The sequence below is a fragment of the Prescottella sp. GW823-FHT02E09 genome (genome assembly GCF_058797375.1).
Window position 1 is genome coordinate 15,767 of sequence record NZ_JBXAJP010000013.1, and the last position, 21,054, is coordinate 36,820.

The 21,054-nt window shown below is 69.3% G+C and carries 15 protein-coding genes and 1 tRNA gene; 4 read left to right on the forward strand and 12 right to left on the reverse strand.

Going from position 1 to position 21,054, the window contains the following annotated elements; translation table 11 throughout:
- Positions 1-160 precede the first annotated feature (160 nt).
- From rho to argS, 6 genes are all read right to left on the reverse strand, one after another.
- On the reverse strand, positions 161-2,170 hold the full coding sequence (rho, locus tag AC1RIF_RS24795; protein ID WP_492604036.1) for a transcription termination factor Rho: 2,010 nt from the start codon (positions 2,168-2,170) through the stop codon (positions 161-163).
- A 332-nt stretch (positions 2,171-2,502) separates the two neighbouring features.
- On the reverse strand, positions 2,503-3,432 hold the full coding sequence (gene thrB, locus AC1RIF_RS24800) for a homoserine kinase (protein WP_492604037.1): 930 nt from the start codon (positions 3,430-3,432) through the stop codon (positions 2,503-2,505).
- Positions 3,433-3,509: 77 nt separating this feature from the next.
- Positions 3,510-4,613: a threonine synthase gene (gene thrC, locus AC1RIF_RS24805; RefSeq protein WP_114722186.1), complete on the reverse strand. Its 1,104-nt coding sequence runs from the start codon at positions 4,611-4,613 to the stop codon at positions 3,510-3,512.
- Complete coding sequence (locus AC1RIF_RS24810; RefSeq protein WP_492604038.1) at positions 4,610-5,923, reverse strand: homoserine dehydrogenase; 1,314 nt, start codon at positions 5,921-5,923, stop codon at positions 4,610-4,612. The genes thrC and AC1RIF_RS24810 overlap by 4 nt, the downstream gene beginning before the upstream one ends.
- A complete protein-coding gene (lysA, locus tag AC1RIF_RS24815; RefSeq protein ID WP_492604039.1) occupies positions 5,920-7,341 on the reverse strand; it encodes a diaminopimelate decarboxylase in 1,422 nt (473 codons plus the stop codon). The genes AC1RIF_RS24810 and lysA overlap by 4 nt, the downstream gene beginning before the upstream one ends.
- Positions 7,338-8,990 carry an arginine--tRNA ligase gene (gene argS, locus AC1RIF_RS24820; protein WP_492604040.1) on the reverse strand — a complete coding sequence of 551 codons (1,653 nt, stop codon included), beginning with the start codon at positions 8,988-8,990 and terminating at the stop codon, positions 7,338-7,340. Before argS ends, lysA begins: the two co-directional genes overlap by 4 nt.
- 166 nt (positions 8,991-9,156) lie before the next feature.
- On the opposite strand from argS, the gene AC1RIF_RS24825 reads away from it, so the two are divergent.
- The 3 genes from AC1RIF_RS24825 to AC1RIF_RS24835 all read left to right on the forward strand — a co-directional run bounded on the left by AC1RIF_RS24825 (position 9,157) and on the right by AC1RIF_RS24835 (position 11,021).
- Positions 9,157-10,059, forward strand: a complete 903-nt coding sequence (locus AC1RIF_RS24825) for a thioredoxin-like domain-containing protein (RefSeq protein ID WP_492604041.1) — start codon at positions 9,157-9,159, stop codon at positions 10,057-10,059.
- An 8-nt stretch (positions 10,060-10,067) separates the two neighbouring features.
- Positions 10,068-10,787, forward strand: coding sequence for a DUF305 domain-containing protein (locus AC1RIF_RS24830; RefSeq protein WP_492604042.1), 720 nt, complete (start codon positions 10,068-10,070; stop codon positions 10,785-10,787).
- Positions 10,788-10,948: 161 nt separating this feature from the next.
- A tRNA-Arg gene (locus AC1RIF_RS24835) sits at positions 10,949-11,021 on the forward strand.
- A gap of 63 nt (positions 11,022-11,084) precedes the next feature.
- On the opposite strand, the gene AC1RIF_RS24840 is transcribed toward AC1RIF_RS24835, so the two are convergent.
- Together AC1RIF_RS24840 and AC1RIF_RS24845 are read right to left on the reverse strand one after the other, a co-directional pair.
- Entirely contained in the window at positions 11,085-12,374 is a 1,290-nt protein-coding gene (locus tag AC1RIF_RS24840) for a hypothetical protein (RefSeq protein ID WP_492604043.1), read from the reverse strand.
- A gap of 36 nt (positions 12,375-12,410) precedes the next feature.
- Complete coding sequence (locus AC1RIF_RS24845) at positions 12,411-13,436, reverse strand: TIGR03617 family F420-dependent LLM class oxidoreductase (RefSeq protein ID WP_492604044.1); 1,026 nt, start codon at positions 13,434-13,436, stop codon at positions 12,411-12,413.
- 90 nt (positions 13,437-13,526) lie between these two features.
- Between AC1RIF_RS24845 and AC1RIF_RS24850 the strand changes: the two genes are divergently transcribed.
- Positions 13,527-16,820: an arabinosyltransferase domain-containing protein gene (locus AC1RIF_RS24850; RefSeq protein WP_492604045.1), complete on the forward strand. Its 3,294-nt coding sequence runs from the start codon at positions 13,527-13,529 to the stop codon at positions 16,818-16,820.
- 12 nt (positions 16,821-16,832) lie between these two features.
- Here AC1RIF_RS24850 and AC1RIF_RS24855 read toward each other — a convergent pair whose 3' ends face one another.
- The 4 genes from AC1RIF_RS24855 to cysD are packed head-to-tail and all read right to left on the reverse strand — an operon-like array spanning position 16,833 to position 20,993.
- The gene (locus AC1RIF_RS24855; RefSeq protein WP_492604046.1) at positions 16,833-17,072 is read right to left on the reverse strand and encodes a Rossmann-fold NAD(P)-binding domain-containing protein; all 240 of its coding nucleotides are present in this window, start codon (positions 17,070-17,072) and stop codon (positions 16,833-16,835) included.
- A 29-nt stretch (positions 17,073-17,101) separates the two neighbouring features.
- Entirely contained in the window at positions 17,102-18,217 is a 1,116-nt protein-coding gene (locus AC1RIF_RS24860) for a 3'(2'),5'-bisphosphate nucleotidase CysQ (RefSeq protein WP_492604047.1), read from the reverse strand.
- On the reverse strand, positions 18,214-20,067 hold the full coding sequence (gene cysC, locus AC1RIF_RS24865) for an adenylyl-sulfate kinase (RefSeq protein WP_492604048.1): 1,854 nt from the start codon (positions 20,065-20,067) through the stop codon (positions 18,214-18,216). The genes AC1RIF_RS24860 and cysC overlap by 4 nt, the downstream gene beginning before the upstream one ends.
- Positions 20,067-20,993 carry a sulfate adenylyltransferase subunit CysD gene (gene cysD, locus AC1RIF_RS24870; RefSeq protein ID WP_492604049.1) on the reverse strand — a complete coding sequence of 309 codons (927 nt, stop codon included), beginning with the start codon at positions 20,991-20,993 and terminating at the stop codon, positions 20,067-20,069. The genes cysC and cysD overlap by 1 nt, the downstream gene beginning before the upstream one ends.
- Positions 20,994-21,054: the final 61 nt, after the last annotated feature.

Consider the following 21,054-nt stretch of genomic DNA (forward strand, 5'->3'; position numbering starts at 1 on the left):
AACCGGACATGATTGTCACGCGACCGCCCATTCTGCCAGAGGCGGGCGCATCCTCATAAACGCGGCCCCACGCAGATTGATTCCCGCCCGATACGACCTCGTCCCCGCTGCGCGAGGCACACGGGGACGAGGTCGTCGATCAGGTTCGGGCCTGTGGAGGTCAGTCCCCCAGCGCGCCCGGAGCGGTCTTCGAGACCTGCATCAGGAACTCGATGTTGCTCTTGCTCTTCTTGAGGCGGTCGACGAGCAGGTCGATGGCCTGGTGCGAATCGAGACCGGAGAGCACACGCCGCAGCTTGTGTACGACGGCGAACTCGTCGGGGCTCATCAGCAGCTCGTCCTTGCGGGTGCTGGACAGGTTGACGTCCACCGCCGGGAAGACGCGCCGCTCGGCGATCTTGCGGTCGAGCTTGATCTCGGCGTTGCCGGTGCCTTTGAACTCCTCGAAGATCACGGTGTCACCGGTCGAACCGGTCTCCACCAGCGCCGACGCGATGATGGTCAGCGAGCCGCCGTTCTCGATGTTGCGAGCGGCGCCGAGGAATCGCTTCGGCGGGTACAGCGCGGTCGAATCGACACCACCGGACAGGATGCGTCCCGACGCCGGCGACGAGTTGTTGTACGCGCGGCCCAGTCGGGTGATCGAGTCGAGCAGCACCACGACGTCGCGTCCGGCCTCGACGAGGCGCTTCGCGCGCTCGATCGCGAGCTCGGCAACCGAGGTGTGATCGGCCGGCGGACGGTCGAACGTCGAGGCGATGACCTCGCCGTTCACCGAGCGCTGCATGTCGGTGACCTCTTCGGGACGCTCGTCGACGAGGACGACCATGAGGTAGCACTCGGGGTTGTTGACCGTGATCGCGTTCGCAATGTCCTGCAGAACGGTGGTCTTACCGGCCTTCGGCGGCGAGACGATGAGGGCACGCTGACCCTTACCGATCGGCATGATCAGGTCGATGACACGCGTGGTGAGGATGTTCGGCGTGGTCTCGAGGCGCAGCCGCTGGTTCGGGTAGAGCGGCGTGAGCTTGTTGAACTCCGGACGCTTGCGCGCCGCCTCGACGTCGCCGCCGTTGACGGTGTCCAGGCGCACCAGCGGGTTGAACTTCTGCCGCTGGCTGCTCTGCTGCTCGCCTTCACGGGGAACGCGGACCGCACCGGTGATCGCGTCACCGCGACGCAGACCGTTCTTGCGAACCAGGTTCATCGAGACGTAGACGTCGTTCGGGCCGGCGAGGTAGCCGGAGGTGCGCACGAACGCGTAGTTGTCGAGCACGTCCAGGATGCCTGCGACCGGCTGCAGGACGTCGTCCTCGCGGATCTCGGGCTCGCGGCCCTCCCCGGCCTCGCCACGGTCGCGTCCGCGACGGCGCTCACGGAAGCGGCGTCCGCGACGTCCGCGACCGCCCTCTTCGTCGTCACCGTCACGACGTTCGCCGCGACCTTCACCACGAGGTCCGTTGCCGCCCTGGGAGCGATCGCCGCCCTGACCGCGCTCGCCACGCTCGCCACGGTCACCGCCCTGAGCACGCTCGCCGCGCTCACGACGTCCACCGCGCTCGCCGCGCTCGTCGGACTGCTGGTCCCGGCCCTGCTCCGGCTTGGAGTCGGCGGTCTTGGGCTCGGCCACGGCGGTGTCGGTCTGCGTGTTCTCGGCCTCGGCGCCCTCGGGCGAACCCGCACGACGCGACGCGCCGCGACGCTGACGGCCACGACGGCTGCCCTGCTCGGCGTCGGCGCCGTCCTGCTGCGCATCTGCGGCCGCCGGTGCCGACGCCTCGGTGCTCTCCTTCTCCTTGCGGGGCGCGGGCGCCTCCGCGGCGGGAGCAGCATCGGCCGGAGCGGCATCGGCGGGAGCCGCCGCCTTGGCGGGAGCAGCCTTGGCGGCACCCGAGCTGCCCTGACGCTCCTTGATCGCGGCGATCAGGTCACCCTTACGCATACCCGAGGTGCCCTTGATGCCGAGTTCGCCCGCGAGCGAACGAAGCTCGGCGAGCACCATTCCGGAAAGCCCGGCCCCGCGCCGGGCCTCGGCGCGCTTGGTGGACGCGGCGACCGCGCCCTCGCGCGGTGCAGCGTCAGAAGTCTGTGGAGAATGACCCGCCCGGGCACCCGCGGCCTCTGCCGGGGAATCTTGAACAGGCGTGGCAATCAGGTCCGTATCGGTCACGGAGGTCCTTTCCTTCCCTCGCTCGCGCTGCGCAAAGCCGAGGGTTCGTCCCGCAGTTCAGTCGACAACTGAACTCGGATGTGCCGTATCCGCTGGATGGAATGTCGGCCTTGTCCCCCATCACATCACCCGAGAAGGCGGGTGCTGTCGATCGATCCACGCAGAAGAAATCGCGTAGGAATCGCGCCAGGATTACCCCGAGGAAATGGAGTGATTGCCCTGGTGAAGCACCGGCGTCTGAAGCGCACGATGTACGGACACGCTCAGGATAGCGGCGAATGCCCTACTCGGCAAGAACCAGTCCTGAGCGCGTCCCATCGGTCCGTATGGACTCAGTCGACCCGAACGCCGTCGGCGATATCGAGCTCGAGCACCCGCAGGCCCTCACTCTCGGCCTCTCCCCGCAGCGCCTCCGGGAACGGCCGGTCGGACAGCGCCAGCACGGTGGGGCCGGCGCCGGAGACGGTGGCAGCGATCCCCACCTCACGCAACTTCGCAATCCACCGTGTCGTCAGCGGCAGCGCCGGGGCCCGCTGCGTCTGGTGGAGCTTGTCCTCGGTCGCGGTCATCAACAGATCCGGTCGCTGGGTGAGCGCGACGACCGCGAGTGCGCCGCGGCTGACGTTGAACGCCGCATCGCGGTGCGGAACCGTCTCCGGTAGCAGTCCGCGGGTGAGCGCGGTCGACGAGCGCTCGGACGGCACCAGCACGACGACGCGAACGTCGGGGTGCACCGGCAACCGCACCGCGTGGTAGTCACGCTGCGCGTCGTCGCCCGTGCTCTCGCTCCACGACACCACCGCCCCGCCCAGCACGCTGGCGGCAGCATTGTCGGGGTGTCCCTCGAACTCGGACGACAACTGCACCAGCTGCGCGTCGGTCAGCTCGAGTTCGGGAGCGGCCTTGCGGGCGAGCCCGTTGGCCGCGGCCAGGCCACCGACAGCGGCCGAGGCCGACGAACCAAGACCCCGCGAGTGCGGAATGGCGTTCCGGCACACCACATCCAGGCCGTCGGCCCACACGCCCGCCGCTTCGAGACCCCGCTCGATTGCGCGGACGACGAGGTGGGACGGACCCCACGGCACGTCGTCGGCACCCTCACCCTCGACCCGAACGGCCAGGCCCGACTCGGTGGTGGTGACCGTGATCTCGTCGTACAGACCCAGCGCCAGCCCCAGCGTGTCGAATCCCGGACCGAGGTTCGCACTGGACGCGGGGACACGCGCGGTCACCGTGAGTCCGATGGGAAGGGTCTGTGTCATCGTCTGGTTCCGAGTCGTGGTCCGGGTCGTCTCGTCCTGGTTCACCGGCGTCGCTGCCGTGTCCCTGGCCGCGGTCACTACGCCAGCTCGAGGGCGGAGGCGACAGCCACGGGGTCGACCGGGATCGGCTGCACCGCGGGCATGCCCGCGAGCGCGGTGTCGGGATCCTTGAGGCCGTTTCCGGTAACGGTGCAGACCACGGTCAGGCCGGAATCGAGCCAACCCTCCTTGCGCGCGGCGAGCAGACCCGCGACGCTGGCGGCCGACGCCGGCTCCACGAAGACACCTTCGGTGGCGGCGATCAGGCGGTACGCCTCAAGGATCTCCTCGTCGGTGGCGGCACGGAACGCACCGTTCGACTCCTCCTTGGCGGCGACGGCACCGTCCCACGACGCGGGTGCGCCGATGCGGATCGCGGTCGCGATGGTCTCGGGGTCCTTGACCGGGGCGCCATGCACCAGCGGTGCGGCACCGGCGGCCTGGACACCGAGCATGCGCGGGCGCACCGAGGTGATGCCGTCGGCGAAGTACTCCGAGTAGCCGCGCCAGTAGGCGGTGATGTTGCCGGCGTTGCCGACGGGCAGCGCGTGCACGTCGGGGGCCTTGCCGAGGGCGTCGCAGATCTCGAACGCGGCGGTCTTCTGACCCTCGATACGCACCGGGTTGACCGAGTTGACCAGGCCGATCGTCGGGAACTCCGCGGTGGTCTTGCGGGCCAGCTCGAGGCAGTCGTCGAAGTTGCCCTGCACCTGGATGATTCGTGCGCCGTGCATGACGGCCTGCGCGAGCTTGCCCATCGCGATCTTGCCCTGCGGAACCAGGACGGCACATCCCATACCGGCCTTGGCGGCGTACGCGGCGGCGGAGGCGGACGTGTTACCGGTGGAGGCGCACAGCACGGCCTGCTGGCCACGGGCGAGGGCGTCGGTGACGGCCATCGTCATGCCGCGGTCCTTGAAGGAACCGGTCGGGTTGAGACCCTCGACCTTGAGGTACACGTCGCAGCCGGTGAGCTCCGACAGGTGCCCGGCGGGCAGCAGCGGCGTGCCGCCCTCGCGCAACGTGACGGTCTTCCAGTTCGGTCCGATCGCGAGCCGGTCGCGGTAGGCCTCGATCAGTCCCGGCCACGGGGTGTGGACGGGGGTGGTCTTGGTATCGGCCTTGGGGTTGGCGCCGGTCATTCGGAGGTACCTTCCAGTCGGAGCACGCTGGTCACAGCGGTTACAGATTCGAGTTCGGCAAGGGCGGCAACCGTTTCCGAGAGTGCCGCGTCGTTCGCGAGGTGAGTGACGACCACCAGGCGCGCGCCGTCACCGGCACCCTCCTGCCGGACTGTGGAAATACTGACGCCGCGCTTGGCGAACTCGGCGGAGACCGCCGAGAGCACACCGGCACGGTCGGCCACCTGCATGTTCACGTAGTACCGGGTGGGGATGTCGCCCATGGGCGCGATCGGCAGATCCGCGTACTTGGACTCGCGGGGTCCACGCCCGCCGTGCACGCGGTTACGTGCGGCCATGACGAGGTCACCCATGACGGCGGACGCGGTGGGAGCGCCACCGGCGCCCTGGCCGTAGAACATCAGGCGGCCCGCGGCAGCGGACTCGACCACCACGGCGTTGTAGGCACCGTTGACGCCGGCGAGGGGGTGCTCACGCGGGACGAGCGCCGGGTAGACGCGGGCGGAGACACGCTCGCCACCGTCCTCGCCGACGATGCGCTCGCAGATCGACAGCAGCTTGATCGTGCAGTCCAGCGACTTGGCCGCGTCGAGGTCGGCCGAGGTGATCTTCGAGATGCCCTCGCGGTAGACGTCGCCGGCGGTGACGCGGGTGTGGAACGCGATCGACGCGAGGATCGCGGCCTTCGACGCCGCGTCGAAGCCCTCGACATCGGCGGTCGGGTCGGCCTCGGCGTAGCCCAGACGACCGGCCTCGGCGAGCGTGTCGGCGTAGTCCGCACCGGTCTCGTCCATCGCGGACAGGATGAAGTTGGTGGTGCCGTTGACGATGCCGAGGACACGGTCCACCCGATCGCCGGCGAGCGACTGCGTGAGCGGACGGATCACCGGGATCGCGCCGGCCACGGCGGCCTCGAAGTACAGGTCCACGCTCTGCCGCTCCGCCGCCTCGGCGAGCTCACCGGTGTACTCGGCGAGCAGCGCCTTGTTCGCCGTCACCACCGACTTGCCCGCATTGAGCGCTGCGAGCACCAGCTTGCGTGGCAACTCGATTCCACCGATCACCTCGACGACCACGTCGACGTCGTCGCGGGTCACCAGGGACTCCGCGTCGGTGGTCAGCAACTCCTGCGGCACGCCGCGATCACCGTCGATGCGGCGCACCGCGACACCGCGCAGTTCCAGTCGCGCACCGACTCGGGCCTCGAGGTCCGTCGAGTGGTCCCGGATGATCCGAGCCACCTCGCTGCCCACGGTCCCGAGGCCGAGAACAGCCACCCCGATGGCGCGCTGCGCCGATTCGCTGGTCACTCCGAAACCTCCAAGCTGAGCAGATCTTCCACAGTTTCCCTACGCAAGATTAGGCGTGAGGCGCCGTCTCGCACTGCCACCACGGCCGGGCGGGTGAGCAGGTTGTACCGGCTGGACATCGAATAGCAGTATGCGCCCGTCGCCGCGACCGCGAGCAAATCTCCGGGACCCAGGTCGTCCGGCATCCACGCGTCGCGGATGACGATGTCACCACTTTCGCAATGCTTGCCGACGACACGCGCGACGACGGGCTCGCCGTCACTGTCCCGTGAGACCAGGCGGGCATCGTATTCCGCCTGGTACAGCGACGTGCGGATGTTGTCACTCATGCCACCGTCGACGCTGACGTACCGCCGCGTCGCGCCGGCGTCGAGGGTGACGTCCTTGATGGTCCCGACCTCGTACAGCGTGATGGTGCCCGGACCGGCGATCGCGCGACCCGGCTCGACCATGAGGGTCGGGACGGGCAGGCCGGCGGCCGCGGACTCGGTGGCCACGATGTGGGCGAGCTTGGCCGCGAGCTGATCCACGGGCGGCGGGGTGTCGCTGGACAGGTACGAGATACCGAGGCCACCGCCGAGGTCGACGATCGACAGCTGCGTGGTCTTCTCCGGCCCGAAGCGGTCGACGATCTGACGCATCAGCCCGATCACGCGGTGCGCGGCGAGTTCGAAGCCGTCGACCTCGAAGATCTGCGAGCCGATGTGGCTGTGCAGACCGATCAGTCGCAGATTGCCGCTGTCGAGGACCCGGGCAACGGCCTCCATGGCCTTGCCCCCGGACAGCGAGAACCCGAACTTCTGGTCCTCGTGCGCGGTCGCGATGAACTCGTGGGTGTGTGCCTCGACGCCGACGGTGATGCGGATCAGCACGTCCTGCACGACGCCGTGCCGAGCCGCGACCTCGTCGAGGCGGTCGATCTCGATCATCGAGTCGAGCACGATGTGCCCGACACCGGCGGTGACCGCGGTGTCGAGTTCAGCGACGGACTTGTTGTTGCCGTGCATCGTGATGCGCTCGGCGGGGAATCCGGCGTGCAGCGCGACGGCGAGTTCGCCGCCCGACGCGACGTCCATCGACAGCCCCTCGTCACGTACCCAGCGGGCGATCTCGGCGGACAGGAACGCCTTGGACGCATAGTGCACGCGTTCGGCACCGCCGAACGCGCGCGCCATCTCGCGGCAGCGGGACCGGAAGTCGTCCTCGTCGACGACGAACAGCGGGGTGCCGTACTTCGCGGCCAGGTCCGTGACCGGGACACCGGCGATCCGGACGACACCGTCGGAGCCGCGCTCGGCGCCGCGCGGCCAGACCTGTGCCGGCAGCGCGGTCATCGCGGACGCCGTGGCCGGACGCGGGGGCAACCCGGGGGCGTGCTGGATCTCGGCGTGCCGGGGCCCGGCGGGATGCGCGTTCACATGCGCTCCGGTGCGGAGACGCCGAGCAGCTCGAGACCGTTGGCCAGCACCTGACGCGACGCGTCGCACAGCGCCAGACGCGCGGTGTGCAGGTCGCCGGCCTCCTCGTCGCCCTGCGGCAGGATGCGGCAGGCGTCGTAGAAGCGGTGGTAAGTGCCCGCGAGTTCCTCGAGGTAGCGCGCGATGCGGTGCGGCTCGCGCAGATCGGCGGCCTTCGCGACGACGCGCGGGTACTCGCCGATGGTGCGGATGAGGTCGCCCTCGCGGTCGTGCGTGAGCAGACCCAGGTTCGGGTTCGCCGAGCTCAGCCCCAGGTCGGCGGCGTTGCGGGCGATCGAGCACAGCCGCGCGTGTGCGTACTGGACGTAGTACACCGGGTTCTCGTTGGTGGTGCTGGCCCACAGCTCGAGGTCGATGTCGATGCTCTGATCCACCGACGAGCGCACCAGCGAGTAGCGGGCGGCGTCGACACCGATCGACTCGACGAGGTCGTCGAGCGTGATGACGGTGCCGGCGCGCTTGCTCATCTTCACGGCGACGCCGCCGCGGACCAGGTTCACCATCTGGCCGATCATTACCTCGACGGTGTCCGGGTCGTCGCCGAACGCGGCCGCGGCGGCCTTGAGACGGCCGATGTAGCCGTGGTGGTCGGCGCCGAGCATGTAGATGCACAGGTCGAAGCCGCGGGCCCGCTTGTCCTGGAAGTAGGCGATGTCACCCGCGATGTAGGCGGCGTTGCCGTCCGACTTGATGACGACGCGGTCCTTGTCGTCGCCGAAGTCGGTGCTCTTGAGCCACCACGCGCCGTCCTCGTGATAGAGGTTGCCGGAGCTCTTGAGGGTCTCGACGGCCGTCTCCACCGCACCCGACTCGAACAGCGAGTTCTCGTGGAAGTAGACGTCGAAGTCGACGCCGAACTCGTGCAGCGTGCGCTTGATGTGGGTGAACATCAGCTCGACGCCGATGGACCGGAAGGTCTCGTGGCTCTCGGCCTCGGGCAGTTCGAGGACACCCGGTGCCTGCTTCTGGACGTCGGCGGCGATGTCGACGATGTACGCGCCGGCGTAGCCGTCCTCGGGTGCGGGTTCCCCCTTGGCGGCGGCCATCAGCGAGCGCGTGAAACGGTCGATCTGGGCGCCGTGGTCGTTGAAGTAGTACTCGCGGGTCACGTCGGCGCCCTGCGTGGCCAGGATGCGGCCCAGCGCGTCGCCGACCGCGGCCCAGCGCGTTCCACCGAGGTGGATGGGCCCGGTGGGGTTCGCGGAGACGAATTCGAGGTTGATCCGCTTCCCGGCGAGCGCGGCACCCGCGCCGTACGCCGCACCGGCCTCGAGCGCCTTGGCGACGATCGCACCCTGCGCGTCGGCAGCGAGGCGAATGTTGAGGAAGCCGGGTCCCGCGACGTCCGCCGAGTCGATACCGTCGGACGCCGTCAGCGCCTCCGCCAACCACGTGGCCAGATCGCGCGGGTTGGCGCCTGCCTTCTTGGCAACCTGCATCGCCACGTTGGTGGCATAGTCGCCGTGCTCGGGGTTTCGGGGACGCTCGACCGTCAACGTCGCGGGCAGTACGGATACGTCGAGTCCGTGCTCGGCGAGCACCTTCGCGGCGGTCCCTCGGAGCAGTTCGGCAAGGTCGGCTGGAGTCACAGGAGTCCATCTTATTGCCTGGACGAGCACACCGATTACCCAGTATCGCCCTCTCAGAGGTTTCACTCAGGGTCGGAACGTACAGTGGTGAAGCCTGAGGGGGATCTCGGAGGCCACATACTCCTCGGAGATGCCCTATGTCCAATCACCGAAAGAGCACTCATCGATGCCCAGCGGTTCGGAAAGTCGCGGTCCCGGCAACAGAAACACAGGGGCCAAGTCAGCCAAGGCGATCAAGGCAGCCAAGAAGCAGGGCGGGGTACCCGCCGCCAAGCGCGGAGGGGGCGCGCCGCGCCAGATTCCGTGGCTGACCATCGGCGCGGTCATCGCGGTCGTCGCCCTGATCGGCGTGCTCGCGATCAACATCTTCCCGAAGTACCAGGATCAGCAGGCGGTGGCGAAGTTCACGCCGTCGGAGTCCAATCAGGATCCGTCGACAGCGATCGACGGCGTCGTCAAGATCGATTATCCGGCCGGTGTGCACGTCGACACGACACAGCGCGTCGCGTACGACCAGACGCCGCCGTTCGGCGGACCGCACGATGCCGTGTGGGCGACCTGTATGGGGACCGTCTACGAGAACCCGATCCGCAGTGAGAACGCCGTCCACTCGCTCGAGCACGGCGCGGTCTGGATCGCGTACAACCCCGACAAGATCGACGACGCCCAGCGTGAGCGGCTCGAGGATCGCGCGAATTCCCGTGACGGCTACCTGCTGATGTCGCCGTACCCGGGCATGGACTCCCCCATCTCACTGCAGTCCTGGGGCCACCAGCTCGAGGTCGACAACGCCGACGACGAGCGCATCGACCAGTTCATCGCGGCGCTGCGCCTCAACCGCTTCGCATACCCCGAGGTCGGCGCGAGCTGCTCGACGATCCCGGGCTCGTTCGATCCGGCCAACCCGCCGCCGTTCGACGCGAGCGCACCGGGACCGGATGCGGTTCCGATGGACGGTGGCGGCATCGCACCGGATGCCGGCGAGATCGGCGCCACCGGCGCGGGCCTGCCCACCGACATCCAGGTCCCGACCGAGCTGCAGCAGCCTGCGACCGGCGGAAACGGCTGACCGACACGATGACCGACAATCGAAGTCAGGTCGAGGCCGAACCGGCGCCGTCCAGCCGCAGTCAGCGGACGGCACTGGCCGTGATCGGGCTGATCGGCGTCCTGGCCATCGGATTCGCACTGGGATTCTTCGTGAATCTGCCACTGAACGACGACACGACCACCGTCCCGAAGGCCGATTCCGTCGATGTCGGGTTCTCACAGGACATGACGGTCCATCACAACCAGGCCATCGACATGTCCACGATCGCGCTGACGAAGTCCGGCGATCAGGCGGTGAAGAACCTCGCGTACGACATCCTGACCACCCAGCAGAACCAGGTCGGCCAGATGCAGGGCTGGCTGGCGCTGTGGGATCAGGCGCCACTGCCCACCGGCGGCTACATGACCTGGATGACCGAGGGTGAGGGTCACGGCCATTCGGGCAACGCCGCGGCATCCACCGCGGAGCCGACGCACGACAGCAGTTCGATGCCGGGCATGGCGAGCCCGGAGGAGATGGCGGCGCTGGGCCAGGCGACCGGACCGGAGCTCGACGTCATGTTCCTGCAGCTCATGCTGCGCCACCATCAGGGCGGGTTGCCGATGATGGAGTACGCCGCGCAGTACGCGGATGTTCCGGTGGTCCGCAACCTCGCGAAGACGATGGTCGCGACACAGCAGGGCGAGTCGACGCTCATCACGAGCATGCTCGCGGAGCGGAACGCAGCACCGCTGCCGATGAACTAGCCGCACACCGTGGACCGGGCGGCGCATCCTCGAACGGATGCGCCGCCCGGTCTCGTTTCCTCGTCGACCGGCCGAAAAACCCCGATCTACCAGGCGATGTGGATGATCGCCGACAATGCGCTACGCTAACTCCGCCCACTGGCACACCGGATTTCCGGTGCGCCCCCGTAGCTCAGGGGATAGAGCGTTCGCCTCCGGAGCGAAAGGCCGCAGGTTCGAATCCTGCCGGGGGCACCGAGAAGGCCCCACTCTTTCGAGAGTGGGGCCTTCGGCCGTTTCCGGGCATGGTCCGCGACGTCAGTACGCTCCCTGGGCTCCCGATCGCAGATCGAGTCCCCACGCGCCCACACCGCACAGCACGATCGCTGCGAGGGCAACCGCGGCGGCGGGCGCCGAGACCGACACGTGCGGTTCGAAGACCGACGCCGACGCGTAGTCGGCGTACCGTTCGGTGATCGTCCAGGCCGCTGCCGCGATGCCCGGGATCCCGAGGGTGAACGGCACCGAGAGTCCGACCGCCGCCGCCGGCGCGGACGTGGGAAGGCAGGACCCGACCACGTACCCCGCGGCGGCGGGCAGCACGAACATCGAGGCGATCGAGCGGAGATCCCACTCGGGTGCCACCAGGGACGCCGCAGCCACCGCCGCCAGGAGCACGAAGCCGGCCACCGGTACCGGCCACCGGAGCCCCACCACGACACCGGCGACGATCAGCGCGACCGGGATCGCGAGGGGCCACCAGTCGGTGCTCGACCACGGCATTGCCCCGGTTGCCGCAGCGAGGACCGCGGCACCGGCGAACACCACCTGCCCGTCCCGTCCGGGTAGCTGCCACGCGGTCCACGCGACGAGCGCCAGCGCCAGACCCGCGTACGGATACCACCACTCGGGCCGCGACCCCGATTCGACCAGGATCCAGTTGACGACGAAGGCCGCGGCGGGCAGTGCGGCAGCGACCGCGAACCACCGGGGCTCGACCCGCGCGGTCCACGACGTCCTCCGGTCGACCAGCGCCGTCAGGACGACGAGCGCCGCTGCCACGGCAGCGGGCCACGGGCCTACGACGCCCTGCTGTTCCACCGACCCTGCCGACGTGAGCGGGGCGTATCCGGTGTAGGCGGTCCAGCCGAAGTCTCCGGCTCCGAATCGCCGCAGCTCGATGACGGTCCCCGACAGCAGGAAGGCCCCGATGACACCCGCGGCGAGCGCGGCCTGCATGTTCCGCTCGCGGGCGGCGAGAGGCGCGATCCCGCCCAGAACCATCCCTGCGGCAACGGAATTCGAGTACAGGAGCACCGCCCGATCGTCGGGGTACTGCAGCAGCTCCGGCAGCGCGAGCAGCAGCAGCCCGGCCACGGCGGCGGCCGTCACCATTGACAGCGAGCGCCGCCGGGTCAGCGCCACCGTCACCAGCAAGGCCACGACGGCGGCACACGCGACCCCCGCCCCGTTCGTGGAGAGGGCGTCGGGCAGCCTACTCGCGCCCGCGACGTAGGCGTCGGGCAGCGGCGACCACAACACCCGACCGGCGAGCACCCCGCACAGCAGCGCGGCCGGCAAGGGCACGATCCGAGCGATACGACTCATCCCACTCCCCTCCACAATTTTCCGGCCTTCCGGGTCCTACGCGGCCTGCAGCTCGGCCACCACGTCGGCCATCCGCCGATCCTGGTCGGGGTTCTCGGGCAGCGCCAGCGTGACACTGCGGGCGACACCGTCGAGTCGGTTCCGGATCGTGTCGGCGAGCGCGTCGTATCGGGCAGTCGGCACGACGGTGGCGAGGACGTCGTCGGTGACGATGTCGCGCAAGCGATCCCAATCCTCGCGACGGACGAGGTCGGCCAACCGCGATTGGAGGTCGGGGTAGCCGTGGCGCTCGAGGGCGCCGCGGTAGGCCGGGGTCGAGTACAGGAACGCGAACAGCCGCCGACGACGTTCACGTTCGGCGGCGACGTCCGCGTCGGTCGCGCCGGTGATCACCTGCAGTCCGGCGACGACGTCGAAGCCGTCGAGCGAGCGGCCTGCCGTCGCCGCACCTTCGGCCAGCGCCGGCAGGCACTCGTCGACGAGGTAGCGCGGATCGGAGTTGGTGGGATGGGTGACGAGGCCGTCCGTGCACTCCCCCGCGACGCGACACATCCGCTGCCCCACGCCGCCCAGGTAGATCGGCGGGGTCGGGGTGTCCGGGTCCGGGCCCGGATTGAAGTACGGCTGCATCCGCGTGAAGCGGTACCGGTCCCCCTCGTACGCGACGAGTTCTCCGGTGCGGAACGTCGCGAACGCGGCCCGCACGACGCCGACGTATTCCCGCATCGCCGCTGCGGGTGTGCTCCACGGCATCGCGTACCGCTCCTCGATGTTCTGCCGGATCTGGCTGCCCAGGCCGAGGTGGAACCGCCCGCCGGACAGCTTCGCCAGGTCCCACGCGGTGTAGGCGGTGAGCAGCGGACTCCGCACGAACGCGAGCGCCACCGAGGTGCGCACCGTGATCCGTTCGGTGGCTTGCAATGCGAGCAGCGCGAGCAGGAACGGATCGTGCACGGTCTCCGAGACGTGGAGGCCGTCGTAGCCGGCGGCCTCCACCCGTCGGGCGAACTCGGCCACCGAGGACAGGCCGATGGCGGGATCGGTTCCGGTGTAGACCTTCATCCGTCAGTTCTACCCGGCGAATTGCCGGATTTCGCAGCGACGCGGTGCGTATGCCCGCGGTTGGTGTGATTGCGGTTACCATCGCTTCTCGTGGTCGACAGCATGGTGGGGGCGGAGCATGCATCCGCGAAAAGTCAGACACGGACAGACGAACGGGCGGGGTCGAAGTGGGGGCTTCGACGCGCACGCCTGATCGCGATCGTTGCAGCGATCGTCGGCATCGTGTCGGCGCTCGCCATCCCGTTGCTGCCCGTGCATCAGGAGCAGGCGACGCTGTCGTGGCCGCAGAACGGCTCGACGCGCAGTGTCGAGGCACCTCTCGTGTCGTACGCGCCGTTGACCTTCGACGCCCGGATCCCGTGTGCGACGGCAGCGAGCCTCGACAACGGCGGTCTCCTGGTCTCGACGATTCCCGCGGGAGCACCGGGAACCGAGCAGTACGGCCTCATCGCCAAGACCGTGGCAGCGGAGTCCGCGCCGACCCGGCTGGAGGTGATCCTCCGTGACAGGTCCCTGATCTCGATGCCGCTGTCGGGGCTGAACGGAGTCGACTGCGCCATCGTCGTCTCGTCCGATCCGACCCGGACCACGGCGTCGATCTCCGGCCCCGGCGGCGAGTTGACGACGAAGACCGTCGAGGGTGACGTCCGCCCCCAGATGGTCGGCGTGTTCAGCGATCTCGACGGAGCCGCCCCAGCCGGTCTACAGGTGACCGCGCCGCTCGACACCCGGTTCTCGACGACACCGACGCTGATCAAGATCGTCGCGATGGTCGTGACGCTGCTGGCGACATTGCTTGCACTGGTCGCGCTGCATCGCCTCGACCTGACGGACGGCCGCCGGGCACGCAGATTCCTGCCCGCTCGGTGGTGGCGCTTCGGAGTCGTGGACGGTGTCGTCATCGGAACGCTGCTGCTGTGGCACTTCATCGGCGCGACCACGGCCGACGACGGCTACCAGTACACGATGGCGCGATCGGCGCAGTCGTCCGGCTACATGTCGAACTACTTCCGCTATTTCGCTGTGCCGGAGACGCCGTTCGGCACGCCCTACTACTACATCTTCGGCCTGCTCGACGACATCTGGAACGCCAGTCCGTGGGTGCGCCTGCCCGCGTTGCTCGCCGGCATCGTCACGTGGATGGTGCTCAGTCGCGAGGTGGTGCCGCGACTCGGTGCCGCCGCGCGCACGAGCCGGATCGCGTTGTGGACGGGCGCCCTGGGCTTCCTGGCGGTGTGGCTGCCGTACAACAACGGCCTGCGTCCGGAACCGATCGTCGCGGCCGGTGTGCTGCTGACGTGGTGCTCGGTGGAGCGGGCGATCGCGACCCGACGCCTTCTGCCGGCGGCGGTCGCGATTCTCGTCGCCGCCGCGACGCTCTCGGTCGGGCCGTCCGGTGTCATCTGTTTCGCGGCGCTGCTCGCCGGATTGCGACCGTTGCTGCGGATCGTGATCGCGCGCGCCAGGACGGTCGGCTTCGCGGCACTGCTGCTACCGCTCCTGGCCTCCGGCACGGCGATTCTCGTCGCGATCTTCGCCGACCAGACACTCGCGGTCGTCCCGGCCATGCAGGATGCGCACGTCGCCGGTGGCCCGAGCGAGAAGTGGTTCAGCGAGAACCTGCGGTACCAATGGTTGCTCAACGACACCGCCGACGGCTCGCTCTCGCGCAGGTTCGGCATCTTCGTGATGTTCCTGGGGATCGCGGTCTGCGTCCTGGCGATCCTGCGCAAGGGGGGACGCATCCCCGGCACGTCGGCCGGTCCGTCGCGCCGCATCATCGGGGTCACGCTCGGCGCTGTCGCACTCATGATGTTCACGCCCACCAAGTGGACGCACCACCTCGGCGTCTTCGCCGGCCTGGCGGGCGCACTCGCCGTGCTCACCGCCGTCGCGGTCAGCACGGCCGTGCTTCGCTCGCCTCGCAACCGTGCCTTGTTCGCGGCCGCGATGCTGTTCCTGCTGGCGTTCACGTTCATCGGGACGAACAACTACTGGTACGTGTCGGCGTGGGGTGTGCCCTGGTGGGACAAGCCGCCGTCACTCGCCGGTACCGGAGCGGCGACCGTGCTGTTCGGTGGCGCGATCGTGATGGTCGGGGTCGCCGCGTGGTGTCACCTGCGCGAGTCCCGTGTCCCCGCAACGGGTTCCCGCACCCGATGGGTGTGGGCGCTGCCCCCGCTGACGATCGCCGCCGCCGCGATGGTGCTGTTCGAAGTGCTCTCACTCGCGAAGAGCACGGTCACCCAGTACCCGGCGTTCTCGGTCGGCAGGTCGAATTTCGACGCGCTGCGCGGACAGAACTGCGGGCTCGCGAACGACGTATTGCTCGAGACCGATCCGAATGCGTCCATGCTGCAACCGCTCTCGGGCGACGCGGCCACCGCACTCGCGGGCACCGAGTCCACCGGCTTCGGACCCAACGGCGTCGCGTCGGATCTCAGCGCCGATGCGGAGACCGCGGCGTCGGGCACCGCGAACATGGTCAACCCCGACTCGACGACCGCCTCGACCGACACCTCGGCCGGAACGGGCGGCGGCGAGGGTTCGGTGGGCATCAACGGCAGCACCGTCGCACTGCCGTACGGGCTGGACCCCGCCACCACACCGGTGCTCGGTAGCTACCGCACCGGGGAGCAGACCCCGGCGTCGCTGGTGAGCGGCTGGTACGGCCTGCCGGCGGTCGGCGACGACGACACCCGCGGCGACGTCGTCTCGATTGCGGTCGCCGGGCGGATCCGTTCGGTGAATTCCGACGGCATCGCGACCTACGGCCAGGACCTGGAACTCGAGTACGGCGTCCGCCGGCCCGACGGCTCCGTGGACGCCCTGGGCCGGGCGTTGCCCTACGACATCGGGCCGGAGCCGTCGTGGCGGAACGTGCGGGTCCCGCTGGACCAGTTGCCGGCCGAGGCCGACGCGGTTCGTCTGGTCGCCGCCGACGAGGACCGGGACCCGGACCAGTGGCTGGCGGTCACGCCTCCGCGCGTCCCGCAGACGCGGACCCTCCAGGAGGTCGTCGGCTCCGACACCCCGGTCCTCGCGGACTGGGCGGTGGGGCTCCAGTTCCCGTGCCAGCAGCCGTTCTCGCACCTCAACGGCGTCGCAGAGGTGCCCGAGTACCGGATCCTTCCCGATCGTCCCGGCGCGGTCTCGACCAACCGGTGGCAGGACCATTTCGGTGGCGGCCCGCTGGGCTGGACCGATCAGCTGTTGTCCGCCGAGACCATCCCGTCGTACCTGAATCACGACTGGCGACGCGACTGGGGTCAGGTGGAGCTTTTCACGCCGCGCAACGAGTCCGCGGTGCCCGCCGAGCTCACGACGGTGTCCGAACGGCGGTCGGGGTTGTGGAACCCGGGTCCGATGGCGCTGCGCTTCTGAGCGCTGGGCCGGTTACGGTCGATCCTGGTTCGCCCGCTCGAGGACCGCGTCGATCGCCGCCCGGGCCTGCGGGCTGTTGCGCCAACAGGTCGACCCGGTGACCGCGGCCCCCTCATCGAGGATGTCGTCGGCGCGAACGGACCGCAGCGCGGCGAAGCTGTCGTGACCCATGTCTTCGAGTCGTCGCACCACGGTGGGACCGACGCCCTTCAATGCCAGTAGAGCCGCTCGCTGTTCGTCGTCGAATGCCACGGGGGCGACCCTACCGGCCGACCCGGACGTCAGTGTCGCGGCTCGATGATCGCGGTGATCGAGTCGATCTCGGCACTCGGGATCGAGAAGTGCTCGGTGACGGCGACAGTGACGGTGTCGCGTCCGAAGGTCATGTCGAGCAGGAATCGGGCGACCACATCGGTGCCCCATTCCCGGAATCCGAGGTCCCGGACGGCGCTGATCGGCCGGTACTGGTCCCCGGTCTCGAGCATGGCGCGGATCTCGTCGCCGGAATCGCCTGTGCGCTGCCCGTTCTCGTAACGGCGGCAGTGCCGGGCAAGCCGGACCTTGCCGGTGTCGTGGGTGACGAGGGAATCGACGTACTCGCGCGCCATCGCCACCCGCGGGGTGTCGGTGGGCCCACCGGTCTCCTCGGCGATCCCGGCGAGCAGCGAGACCGCGAGGTCACGGCGGCAGATGAGCAGGTCGGGCAGGTACGGATGCGGTTCGTTGTAGCGCAGGGGTGTGCCGTCGATCCGGGAACAGTGCAGACCGGCGGACAGCGCGACCCCCACCGGCGCTGCCGAGTCCCACTCCCACTGCCCGCCTGCGTGCACGTACGCGTCGGCCTCACCGCGCAGTACCGCCATGGCCTTCGCTCCCGCCGACCCCATCGGGGCGACGTCGGCGCCGACCCGCCGGGCCAGCGCCTCGACGAACTGCGGGGGCCTGCTGTCGCTCACCAGGATTCGCAGTCGGTCGCGTCCGGAGTCGACGGCGTGCACCGCGCCGCTGACGTACACCTCACCGCGCGCGGGTTGCGCGACGGCTGCCGCCGTGATGCCGCGGCCCCGCTCCCACAGCGCGACATGCACGGCCCAGTCGGCGCGGCCGGCCAGGCCGTACTCGCGGGAGCCGTCGAGCGGGTCGATGATCCAGACCCGCTCGTTGTCGAGGCGGGCCGCGTCGTCGGCCGATTCCTCGGACAGCACGGCGTCGTCCGGCCGCTGGGCAGCGAGCCGCTCGAGCAGCAGCGCGTCGGCCGCCTTGTCGCCGCGTCGGCCCAGCTCCTTCGCGGCGGCCTTGTCGAGCGGGGTCTCCCCCAGCTCCCGGGCCCGGATCTCCAGCAGCAGGTCCCCCGCGCGGGTGGCGAGGTCGGCGGCGAGTTCGGCGTCGGTGCTCACAGGTTCAGATACTCCATGATCTTCGCGGCCTGCGCGACCGGGTCGCCGTCCTCGGGCCGGAGCACCATCTCGGCGTGTTCGGGTGCCTCGTAGGGATCGTCGACGCCGGTGAATCCGGTGATCTCCCCCGCGCGCGCCTTGGCGTACATGCCCTTGGGGTCGCGGGCCTCGCACTGTTCGATCGGGGTGTCGACGAACACCTCCACGAACGGCAGTCCGGCCTCCTCGTGCCGGCGGCGCACCCGGTCGCGGTCCTCGCGGTACGGGCTGATGAGCGAGGCGACCGCCACCGTGCCGGCGTCGGCCAGCAGTTGCGCGACAGCGCCGACGCGACGGACGTTCTCGGCGCGGTCCGCCGCGCTGAACCCGAGGTCGGAGTTCAGTCCGTGCCGCAGATTGTCGCCGTCCAACCGGTACGCCGGCACTCCGGCGGCGACGAGGCGACGCTCGAGTTCGACCGCGACCGTGGACTTCCCGGACGCCGACAGGCCGGTGAGCCACACCGTCGACCCGCGGGTCGCCCGCTCGTCGCGGGACACCGCGGCCGAGTGCCACACCACCTTCGATTCCTTGAGGGTGGGCCCGGTGATCATGCCGGCGGCGACGGTGTTGCCGGTCGCTTCGTCGACGAGGATGAAGCTGCCGGTCACCCGGTTACGTCGATACGGATCGAACAGCAGCGGCTGCTGGGTCCGCAGTTGGATGCGTCCGATCTCGTTGAGCGTCAACGCCTGTGCCGTCTCGTCCCGGTGCAGGGTGTTGACGTCGAGACGGTAGTCCAGCCGCACGACCTGTCCCTTGGTGGTCCGGGTGGTGTGCAGGACCGTGTACCGCGCGTCGGGGTTCAGCGACGACTGCTCGGTGAGCCAGCAAACCATCGCATCGAGTTCCTGGCCGACGAGCGGCCGGTTGTTCGGCCGGCAGAGCGTGTCGCCGCGGCTGACGTCGAGGTCGTCGGCCAACTGCACGCACACGGCGGACGGCGCGAAAGCCTCCTTCACCTCCTCGCCGCCCGGCCCCCAGATCGCGGAGATCGTCGACGTGAAGCCCGACGGCAGTGCGACCACCTCGTCGCCGGGTTTGAAGACGCCGCTGGCCACGGTGCCCGCGTAACCGCGGAAGTCGTGCAGGTCGGCGTCGGTCTGCCGCTGCGGCCGGATCACGTACTGCACGGGCAGGCGCGCGTCGATGAGGTTGCGGTCGGACGCGATGTGCACGTCCTCGAGGTGGTGCAGCAGCGACGAGCCCTCGTACCACGGCATGTTCTCGGTGCGGGTGACGATGTTGTCGCCCTTGAGCGCCGACACCGGGATGAACGTCAGGTCGTGCACGTCGAGTTTGGTCGCGAACTGCCCGAACTCGTCCTTGATCTCCTCGAACCGCTCCTGCGACCAGTCGACGAGATCCATCTTGTTGACGCACAGCACCAGGTGCGGGATCCCCAGCAGCGTCGACAGGAACGCGTGCCGACGGGTCTGCTCGAGCACACCCTTGCGGGCGTCGACGAGGATCAGCGCGAGGTCCGCGGTCGAGGCCCCGGTGACCATGTTGCGGGTGTACTGCTCGTGTCCGGGGGTGTCGGCGATGATGAACTTGCGGTGCGGGGTGGCGAAGTAGCGGTGCGCGACGTCGATCGTGATGCCCTGCTCGCGCTCGGCGCGGAGGCCGTCGGTGAGCAGCGCCAGGTCGGTGTACTCGGTGCCGCGCTCGCGACTGCTGCGCTCGACGGCCTCGAGCTGGTCCTCGAAGATCGACTTCGAGTCGTACAGCAGGCGTCCGATCAGGGTGGACTTGCCGTCGTCGACGCTGCCGGCGGTCGCGACGCGGAGGAGCTGCTGGGTGTGCGCCATCAGAAGTACCCCTCCTTCTTGCGGTCTTCCATGCCGGCCTCGGAGATCCGGTCGTCGGCGCGGGTGGCGCCGCGCTCGGTGATGCGGCTGGCCGCGACCTCGGTGACGACCTCGGCGGCGGTGGCGGCCGACGACTCGACGCAGCCGGTGCAGGTCGCGTCGCCGACGGTGCGGAACCGCACGAGTTCGTCGCGGGACTCTTCTCGGGGCAGCAGTGTCAGGAACCGCGTGTGTGCCAACAGCATTCCGTCGCGCTCGACGACCGGACGGCGGTGCGCGTAGTAGATCGACGGCAGCTCGATCTCCTCTTCGAGGATGTACTGCCAGATGTCGAGTTCGGTCCAGTTCGACAGCGGGAACACCCGGATGTGCTCACCGCGGCGGTGCCGGCCGTTGTAGAGGTTCCACAGTTCAGGGCGCTGCGCCTTGGGATCCCACTGCCCGAACTCGTCACGGAAGCTGAACACCCGTTCCTTGGCGCGGGCCTTCTCCTCGTCGCGGCGGGCACCGCCGAACACCGCGTCGAAGCCGTTCTCCCGGATGCCGCGCAGCAGCGAGTGCGTCTGCAGGCGGTTGCGGCTGGCCCGAGGGCCGGACTCGTCGACCACCCGTCCGGCCGCGATATCGTCCTCGACGCTCGCGACGACCAGTCGCAGGCCGAGCCGTTCGACGGTCCGGTTCCGGAACTCGATCACTTCGTCGAAGTTGTGGCCGGTGTCGACGTGCATCACCGGGAACGGCAGCGGCGCGGGCCAGAACGCCTTGGCGGCGACGTGCAGCATCACCACCGAGTCCTTGCCGCCGGAGAACAGCAGGACCGGCCGTTCGAACGTCGCGGCGACCTCGCGGAAGATATGGACCGCCTCGGCCTCGAGCGCCCCGAGATGGGAGAGCTCGTAGACCGGCGGGGATTGCAGGCCACTCATCTGCAACTCGCTTTCGATCGGTACGTATTTGTACCTGCCTGGTTCGAAATTGAAGTCTCAG

Bases quoted from the DNA above. Each gene is read 5' to 3' on its own strand.
- AC1RIF_RS24825 (WP_492604041.1), top strand. From the start codon at position 9,157: ATGCCCAGCGGTTCGGAAAGTCGCGGTCCCGGCAACAGAAACACAGGG.
- AC1RIF_RS24840 (WP_492604043.1), bottom strand. From the start codon at position 12,374: ATGAGTCGTATCGCTCGGATCGTGCCCTTGCCGGCCGCGCTGCTGTGC.
- cysD (WP_492604049.1), bottom strand. From the start codon at position 20,993: ATGAGTGGCCTGCAATCCCCGCCGGTCTACGAGCTCTCCCATCTCGGG.
- AC1RIF_RS24845 (WP_492604044.1), bottom strand. From the start codon at position 13,436: ATGAAGGTCTACACCGGAACCGATCCCGCCATCGGCCTGTCCTCGGTG.
- thrB (WP_492604037.1), bottom strand. From the start codon at position 3,432: ATGACACAGACCCTTCCCATCGGACTCACGGTGACCGCGCGTGTCCCC.
- cysC (WP_492604048.1), bottom strand. From the start codon at position 20,067: ATGGCGCACACCCAGCAGCTCCTCCGCGTCGCGACCGCCGGCAGCGTC.
- AC1RIF_RS24830 (WP_492604042.1), top strand. From the start codon at position 10,068: ATGACCGACAATCGAAGTCAGGTCGAGGCCGAACCGGCGCCGTCCAGC.
- thrC (WP_114722186.1), bottom strand. From the start codon at position 4,613: ATGACCGGCGCCAACCCCAAGGCCGATACCAAGACCACCCCCGTCCAC.